This window comes from Streptomyces sp. NPDC059909, assembly GCF_042730885.1.
GTDB lineage: Bacteria > Actinomycetota > Actinomycetes > Streptomycetales > Streptomycetaceae > Streptomyces.
Window position 1 is genome coordinate 16,697 of record NZ_JBHWKX010000083.1, and the last position, 7,748, is coordinate 24,444.

Genomic DNA, 7,748 nt, shown 5'->3' on the forward strand with positions numbered 1-7,748 from the left:
GACAAAATCGCCCACGGGCGGAAGCTGCACTGCGGGATCACCACCCCACCTCCGAAAGCAAACAAAAAGGGGCGGCACCCCGCACGGGGTGCCGCCCTTCGGCGTGTGCGTCCGCGGGTGCGTGCGGCTACTTGCGCATGACCTCGGGCTCGTGGCGGCGCAGCAGACGCGCCACCGCAACACCACAGGCGATGCCGATGAGCAGCAGGATCGTGATGTTGACCCCCCACTGGCCGGCCGTGTGCTCCCACAGCGGGTCGAGGTCGTCAGGGTTCTTCGGGTCCCACGGCGGCATCAGGTGCGCGAGGTCGAGGGTCGCGCCGGCGCCGGCGATGGCCCAGCGCGACGGCATCAGCCAGGCGAACTGCTCCAGGCCGGGCGACCCGTACACCTGGAAGAGGATGCCGGTGAAGACGACCTGGACGATCGCGAACATGACCAGCAGCGGCATGGTCTTCTCGGCGGTCTTCACCAGCGAGGAGATGACGAGCCCGAACATCATCGACGTGAAGCCCAGCGCGATGATCGTGACGCAGAGCTCGACGGCCGGTGGCATGACCAGGCCCTCTTCGGGCAGCTCACGGGTGGCGAAGCCGATGGCGCAGATGATGACGCCCTGGAGGGCCGTGATCAGGCCGAGGACGATCACCTTGGACATCAGATACGCCGAACGGGACAGGCCGGTGGCCCGCTCGCGTTCGTAGATGACTCGTTCCTTGATCAGTTCTCGTACGGAGTTGGCGGCCCCGGAGAAGCACATGCCGACCGCGAGAATCAGCATGATCGTGCCGGCGTCGCCGTTGAAGCGGGACGGCGGAGTCGGCGGGGCGAGGCCGAAGTCGGCGGGGATGACCACGCTGACCACGCCGAGAACGGCGGGCAGGATGACCATCAGGCCCATGAAGCCCTTGTCGGACGCGATGACCGAGGCGTAACGGCGGATCAGCGTCCACAGCTGGGAACCCCAGCCCTGCGGCTTCGGCGGCTTGGCCATCGCCTGCGGCGGCATCTGCACCGGCTGGGCGGCGACGGCGTCGATGTCCGCGGCGTACATCTGGTAGTGCTGCGAGCCCTTCCAGCGGCCCGCCCAGTCGTAGTCGCGGTAGTTCTCGAAGGCGGAGAAGACATCGGCCCAGGTTTCGTAGCCGAAGAAGTTGAGCGCCTCCTCCGGCGGGCCGAAGTAGGCCACCGAGCCGCCGGGAGCCATGACCAGCAGCTTGTCGCACAGCGCCAGCTCGGCGACGGAGTGGGTGACGACGAGGACCGTGCGGCCGTCGTCGGCGAGGCCGCGCAGAAGCTGCATGACGTCGCGGTCCATGCCCGGGTCGAGGCCGGAGGTCGGCTCGTCCAGGAAGATCAGCGACGGCTTGGTGAGCAGCTCCAGGGCGACGGAGACGCGCTTGCGCTGGCCACCGGAGAGGGAAGTGACCTTCTTCTCCTTGTGGATGTCGAGCTTGAGCTCGCGCAGCACCTCGTCGATACGGGCCTCGCGCTCGGCCGGTGCGGTGTCGCCGGGGAAGCGGAGCTTCGCCGCGTATCTGAGCGCCTTCTGGACGGTCAGTTCCTTGTGCAGGATGTCGTCCTGCGGGACCAGACCGATGCGCTGGCGCAGCTCGGCGAACTGCTTGTAGAGGCTGCGGTTGTCGTAGAGGACGTCGCCCTGGTCGGCGGGCCGGTAGCCGGTGAGCGCCTTGAGGAGCGTCGACTTCCCGGATCCGGACGGCCCGATCACGCCGATCAGCGACTTCTCCGGGACGCCGAAGGAGACGTCCTTGAGGATCTGCTTGCCGCCGTCGACCGTCACCGTGAGGTGTCGGGCGGAGAAGGAGATCTCACCGGTGTCGACGAACTCCTCGAGCTGCCCGCCGACGATACGGAAGGTCGAGTGGCCGACGCCGACGATGTCGTTGGGGCCGAGGAGGGCGGTGCCGCCCTTGGTCATCGGCTGACCGTTGACGTACGTGCCGTTGTGGGAACCGAGGTCACGGATCTCGAAGCGGCCGTCGGGAGTGGCGTGGAACTCGGCGTGATGGCGGGAGACCTGCAGGTCGGAGACCACGAGCTCGTTCTCGAGCGCACGACCGATGCGCATGACGCGGCCGAGCGAGAACTGGTGGAACGTGGTCGGGCTGCGGTCGCCGTAGACCGGCGGGGCCCCCGCGGCCCCACCCTGGCCCGGGGAGTGCCCGCCCGGGGAGTGCTGCTGCGGGATGTGCGCGGCCGGTGGCTGCTGCCACTGCTGGTGCGGCACCTGGGCCTGCGCCTGGCCCTGTCCCTGCGGGGCCTTCTGCTGCCACTGCTGCGGCTGCTGGGCCTGCGCGCCCGCGGCACCCTGCGCCTGCTGCGGGGCGGCTCCCTGGGCGCTGTACGCGCCGGCAGCGGCATCGGAGAGATTCAGCTGCGGGCCGTCGGTGGCGTTGCCGAGGTGCACCGCGGAGCCGGGGCCGATCTCCATCTGGTGGATCCGCTGGCCCTGCACATAGGTGCCGTTGGTGCTGCCGTGGTCCTCGATGACCCAACTCCGGCCGCCCCAGCTGATCGTGGCGTGCCGCCACGAGACCCTGGCGTCGTCGATCACCAGGTCCCCCTGCGGATCGCGTCCCAGGGTGTACGACCTGGACGGATCGAGGGTCCAGGTCCTTCCGTTCAATTCCAGTACGAGTTCAGGCACTCCATGCCCCACTAGTTGTCCCCCGAGTTACCCCCGTCGCAGGGAGTCTAGGGATGGTGAACATCGTGAGGAACTATTTCAGGCCCGGCACCGTAACCGAAAGTCGGCCCTCGTGAAAACGGTGTTCAGGCTTGCGCGAACGCGCCGTTGACGGCGGAGAAACGCCCCCGGAGAGTGGTAAGCGCCCATGAGTGCCCACGGATCGGGCACGAAGGGGACAAGTCCGTACGGATCGGGGGGTCCTGATGGCGGCGAGCGACAGCAGGGACCCGGAACGGCGGGTGCCATGGGGCGATGTGGTGCTTGCGTCGATCGCCGCGGTGAGCTGGGCGATGGCCGGGATGGCGGGCACGGCGGCGCTCGGACTGCATCTGCTGGGCGCCGATGCGAGCGGCTCGCTGGGGCCGATGACCGCGGCGGTGACGGTGCTCGCGGTGGGGGGTTCCGTCACGCCGTCGGGCGATGTGTCCGTGTTCGGCCTGGAGGGGGCGGAGGCGTCGACGGCCGTCGACTTCACGCCGCTCGGGGTGGGCCTGGTCGGGGCGCTGCTGCTGTCCCACTTCTTCCTGCGGTCGCTGCGCGCGGCCGGCGCGTGGGTGTCGGACACCGAACTGGCGGCGCGGGCCTGGGTGTTGGTGGCACTGTTCCTCGGGGTGGTCGGCGGGCTGGCCTGGGCGGGGCACGACGTCATCACGTTCGACGGCGGGGCACTACGGCTGGACGACCTGCCGGGCCGAAGCGGCGGGGGCGGCGGGATCGAGATCCCGGGACTCGGTGACATCGGCGATATCGGTGACATCGGAGGGCTGTTGCCCGACCGGCTCGGGGACCTCGTGGACGCCAGGGCATCGGTCGGGTTCACCGTCGACACCGCCGACTCGCTGGCGGGTGCGCTGTTCTGGGTGCTGGGGGTGCTGCTCATCGCGCTGCTCGCCTCGCGCCGTACGCCGCTGCCGCGCGGCTGGGAGGCGGTGCACCGGGTCGTACGGCCGGCGGTGTCGGCGCTGGTGACGGTGCTGCTGGTCGCCGTGGCGGCTGGGGGCGCGGCCGCGGCGTACGCGGCGATCGGCGACGAGCACCCCGGGAGGATCGGTGGCGCCGCTCTGCTGGGCGCGCCGAACGGCGCGTGGCTCGCCGTGCCCCTCGGGCTCTTCGTGCCGTGGGAGGGGAAGGCGACCGGCGAGCCGGCGAAGGTGCTGCCCGATCCGCTGGACGAGCTGTTGCGGATGTCGGCGGACGAGCCGGTGACGGTGGGGCGGCTGGCGGAGCTGGACGGGCGGGTGTGGCTGCTGGCGGTGGCGTGCGCGCTGATGATGCTGTGCGCCGGCGCGCTGGTGGGGGTGCGTATGCCGCTGCGGGAGGGGATCGGGGCCGTGGGGTTCGCGGGGCGGTGTGCGCTGTCGCTGGGGGTCGTGACAGCGGTGGTGCTGCCGCTGCTGGTGGTGCTGACGGATGTGTCGGCGGACGCGTCGCTGTCGGTCCTGGGGGTCGACGCGTTCGGGGCGGGGGTGGAGCTGCACGGGCATCCCGGGACGGCGGTGGTGCTGGGGGCGGCGTGGGGAGCGGGGGCGGGGGGCGTGGGAGCGCTGCTGGCGTACGGGGTGGGCGCGGCGGGGCGGCGGGCGGCGCCGTTCGCCCAGGGCGGGCCGCAGGTGCCGGCTCCGCCCGAGGGGCCGTACCGGCCGTCGGTGCCGTACCGCCCGCCGAACCCGGACACGAATCCGTATCTGCGGCTGCCTCCGGCGGAGGGTGGGGGGCACGGGAGGCACGGGGCGCACGGGGCGCCCGAGGACCGCCCGCCCGAGGGGCCACCGCCTCCGGGGGTGCCGCGGGCGGGCCGCTGAGGTTCCGTGTCGCCGGCGGGTGCGGGCGGCCCCGACCAGGTGTCCGGCACTCGGGACAGGGGGGCGGGTGGCACCGGGTGCCCGATACGGTGGAAGCACCATGAGCGCATTGCAGCCCCCACAGACTTCCGACGTCCCCACCCTCCTGGTCAAGATCTTCGGGAAGGACCGTCCCGGGATCACCGCCGGGCTCTTCGACACCCTCGCCGCCTACGCCGTCGACGTGGTCGACATCGAGCAGGTCGTCACGCGTGGCCGCATCACGCTGTGCGCGCTCGTCACGGAGCCCTCCGTCGGGAGCGAGGGTGAACTGCGGGCGACCGTGCACAGCTGGGCCGAGTCGCTGAAGCTCCAGGCCGAGATCATCTCGGGCACGGGCGACAACCGTCCCCGCGGCAGCGGCCGTTCCCATGTCACCGTGCTCGGACACCCGCTGACCGCGGAGTCCACTGCGGCCATAGCGGCACGGATCACCGGGACCGGCGGCAACATCGACCGTATCTTCCGGCTGGCGAAGTACCCCGTGACCGCTGTGGAGTTCGCGGTGTCCGGCTGCGAGACCGAGCCGCTGCGCACGGCGCTCGCCATGGAGGCGGCGGAGATCGGAGTGGACGTCGCGGTCGTGTCGGCCGGGCTGCACCGCAGGGCGCAGCGGCTGGTGGTGATGGACGTGGACTCCACCCTGATCCAGGACGAGGTCATCGAGCTGTTCGCCTCGCACGCCGGCTGCGAGGACCAGGTCGCCGAGGTGACCGCGGAGGCGATGCGCGGCGAGCTGGACTTCGAGCAGTCGCTGCACGCGCGCGTGGCGCTGCTCGCGGGCCTCGACGCGTCGGTGGTGGACAAGGTGCGTGCGGAGGTACGGCTGACGCCGGGCGCCCGCACCCTGATCCGTACGCTGAAGCGGCTCGGCTACCAAGTCGGAGTCGTCTCTGGCGGTTTCACCCAGGTCACCGATGACCTCAAGGAGCGTCTCGGTCTGGACTTCGCCTCCGCCAACACGCTGGAGATCGTGGACGGGAAGCTGACCGGCCGGGTCACCGGCGAGATCGTCGACCGGGCGGGGAAGGCGCGACTGCTGCGGCGGTTCGCGGCGGAGGCGGGCGTACCGCTGTCCCAGACCGTCGCGATCGGTGACGGCGCCAACGATCTGGACATGCTCAACGCGGCGGGGCTCGGCGTGGCCTTCAACGCCAAGCCGGTGGTGCGGAAGGCCGCCGACACGGCGGTCAACGTGCCGTTCCTCGACGCCGTGCTGTATCTGCTCGGGATCACCCGTGAAGAGGTCGAGGCGGCGGACGTCCACGAAGTCTGAGCCATAGGCAGTCAACCGACCGGCCCAGGTACGCGCTCCGCGCACCTGGGCCGGTTCGTCTGTCGGTGCTTCCGCCGGTGAGCGGCGGTCAGTCGTGCGGGGCCCAGTAGTCGAGGAGCTTGCCGACGCCGTGCTCGACGGACTTCCAGGAGCCCTCGAAGCCGACGACTGCGAACGCGGCGGTCGGGAAGCCGCCCCGGTTCATCCTGGCCAGGGCGTCGCCCTCGACCTGTCCGGCGAGGGCGTCGGCCAGAGCGTGCATGCCGGGGTTGTGGCCGATCAGGAGCAGGTCAAAGACGTCGTCCGGCGTCTCGTTGAGCAGCGCGAGCAGGTCGCCGAGCGAGGCCTCGTAGAGTCGCTCCTCGTACACCGTCCGCGGGCGCTGCGGCAGCTCGTGGACGGCCAGCTTCCATGTCTCGCGGGTCCTCGTCGCCGTCGAACACATGGCCAGGTCGAAGGAGATGCCGGTTTCCGCGAGCTTGCGTCCGGCGACGGCGGCGTCCTTGCGGCCTCGCTCGGCGAGCGGCCGCTCATGGTCGGGCACCTGGGGCCAGTCGGCCTTCGCATGGCGGAGGAGAACGATCCTTCGGGATTCAGGGGTTCCGGGGCGTGTCCCCCCGGAAAACACTGCGGCGCTCATGGTCCCCAGCTTCGCATGAAACCGGCCATCGGGCGCAGGGTGTTGACTCGCATCCCCGCCAAGGATGACGCCGAGGCGCGCCGGGCGGTCAGGAGCCGGTCAGGAGCCGGTCAGGGTCTGGATCCGGTCCAGGATGAAGACGTACGAGGGGTCGCCCGGGACGCCCGTGACGGCGTGCGCCTCGCCGGAGGCGGTCATCAGGACCAGCAGCGCGGCGAAGGCGATCACCGGCAGCACGAGCGCCCACCACGGCAGCCGGACGTCCACGCCGCCCGCGGCCGGGGCGTGGGAGCGGGTGTGTGCACGGGCCGACATGGCCGCCTCCGTAGGGTCTTGTGGTGCGCTGCTCGGCCGGGCTGCCGAGCTGCTTCCAACCTACGGATCATGGGCCTGGTCTCCCATCCGGTGACCCACCCACTTCACCCTGACACTGACCCCCTAGGGGATGGTGGTGCCGGCACCACCGTTCGCCGCACTCACCGTGGTCGTCACGGTGCGGCGATCGAGGCGATGACGCCGATGACGACCGTGATGGCGATCATCGCGCCGAAGACGAGCAGGAGCTTCTTCTGGCCGTTCGGGGGGTTCGGTTCGAGCACAGGCATACGGTCAGTCTCGCATCCCGGCTTCGTGCTCGATCGTCCGGTCCCTGCCCGCGAGGCTCCCGGCGATCATCTGCGGGACCATGAGCCCGCCCATCAGCGCGAGCGGCAGCTCCCAGCCGCCGCTGTGCTGGTAGAGCACGCCGACCAGGAGCGGGCCGGGGATGGAGATCAGATAGCCGGTGCTCTGGGCGAAGGCGGAGAGCCGTACGACGCCGGTGCCGGTCCGCGCTCGCATCCCGATCATCGTCAGGGCGAGCGGGAACGAGCAGTTCGAGATGCCCAGCAGCAGGGCCCAGGCCCAGGCGCCCGCGGCGGGCGCGAAGAAGAGGCCCGCGTAGCCCGTGAGTCCGCACAGGCCGAGGGCGAAGACGATCGGGCCCTGGCTCCTGAGCCGGGTGGCCAGCCGGGGGATGACGAAGGCGAGGGGGACGCCCATGACCATCGTGATGGCGAGCAGCACGCCCGCCGTGCCGGCCGGGACGCCGGCGTCGCGGAAGATCTGCGGCATCCAGCTCATGGTGATGTACGCGCCGGTGGCCTGGAGCCCGAAGAAGCAGGCGAGGGCCCAGGCGGTGCGGCTGCGGGTGATGCGCAGGGTGGGCGCGGGCGCGGCCTCGGCGGCCGGGCCGGCGGGCGTGGGCGCGGGCGCGGCCTCGGCGGCCGGGCCGGCGGG

At 71.2% G+C, this 7,748-nt stretch carries 6 protein-coding genes and 1 pseudogene; 2 read left to right on the top strand and 5 right to left on the bottom strand.

The window, feature by feature from the left end:
- Positions 1–127 precede the first annotated feature (127 nt).
- Entirely contained in the window at positions 128–2,683 is a 2,556-nt protein-coding gene (locus ACFV9O_RS34225; protein ID WP_385425116.1) for an FHA domain-containing protein, read from the bottom strand.
- A 233-nt stretch (positions 2,684–2,916) separates the two neighbouring features.
- Between ACFV9O_RS34225 and ACFV9O_RS34230 the strand changes: the two genes are divergently transcribed.
- Together ACFV9O_RS34230 and serB are read left to right on the top strand one after the other, a co-directional pair.
- Entirely contained in the window at positions 2,917–4,515 is a 1,599-nt protein-coding gene (locus ACFV9O_RS34230) for a streptophobe family protein (protein WP_385425119.1), read from the top strand.
- 100 nt (positions 4,516–4,615) lie between these two features.
- Positions 4,616–5,830 carry a phosphoserine phosphatase SerB gene (serB, locus tag ACFV9O_RS34235; protein WP_385425122.1) on the top strand — a complete coding sequence of 405 codons (1,215 nt, stop codon included), beginning with the start codon at positions 4,616–4,618 and terminating at the stop codon, positions 5,828–5,830.
- Positions 5,831–5,918: 88 nt separating this feature from the next.
- Here serB and ACFV9O_RS34240 read toward each other — a convergent pair whose 3' ends face one another.
- The 4 genes and pseudogenes from ACFV9O_RS34240 to ACFV9O_RS34255 form a co-directional block, all read right to left on the bottom strand.
- Entirely contained in the window at positions 5,919–6,470 is a 552-nt protein-coding gene (locus ACFV9O_RS34240) for a SixA phosphatase family protein (protein ID WP_385425125.1), read from the bottom strand.
- Positions 6,471–6,569: 99 nt separating this feature from the next.
- Positions 6,570–6,785 carry a hypothetical protein gene (locus ACFV9O_RS34245; RefSeq protein WP_385425128.1) on the bottom strand — a complete coding sequence of 72 codons (216 nt, stop codon included), beginning with the start codon at positions 6,783–6,785 and terminating at the stop codon, positions 6,570–6,572.
- Between the two features lie 173 nt (positions 6,786–6,958).
- On the bottom strand, positions 6,959–7,075 hold the full coding sequence (locus tag ACFV9O_RS34250) for an SGM_5486 family transporter-associated protein (RefSeq protein ID WP_385425131.1): 117 nt from the start codon (positions 7,073–7,075) through the stop codon (positions 6,959–6,961).
- Positions 7,076–7,079: 4 nt separating this feature from the next.
- Positions 7,080–7,748, bottom strand: a pseudogene (locus ACFV9O_RS34255) (MFS transporter); the annotation flags it as partial.

Coding starts and splice junctions, on each gene's coding strand:
- serB (WP_385425122.1), top strand. CDS start 4,616: ATGAGCGCATTGCAGCCCCCACAGACTTCCGACGTCCCCACCCTCCTG.
- ACFV9O_RS34245 (WP_385425128.1), bottom strand. CDS start 6,785: ATGTCGGCCCGTGCACACACCCGCTCCCACGCCCCGGCCGCGGGCGGC.
- ACFV9O_RS34240 (WP_385425125.1), bottom strand. CDS start 6,470: ATGAGCGCCGCAGTGTTTTCCGGGGGGACACGCCCCGGAACCCCTGAA.
- ACFV9O_RS34230 (WP_385425119.1), top strand. CDS start 2,917: ATGGCGGCGAGCGACAGCAGGGACCCGGAACGGCGGGTGCCATGGGGC.
- ACFV9O_RS34250 (WP_385425131.1), bottom strand. CDS start 7,075: ATGCCTGTGCTCGAACCGAACCCCCCGAACGGCCAGAAGAAGCTCCTG.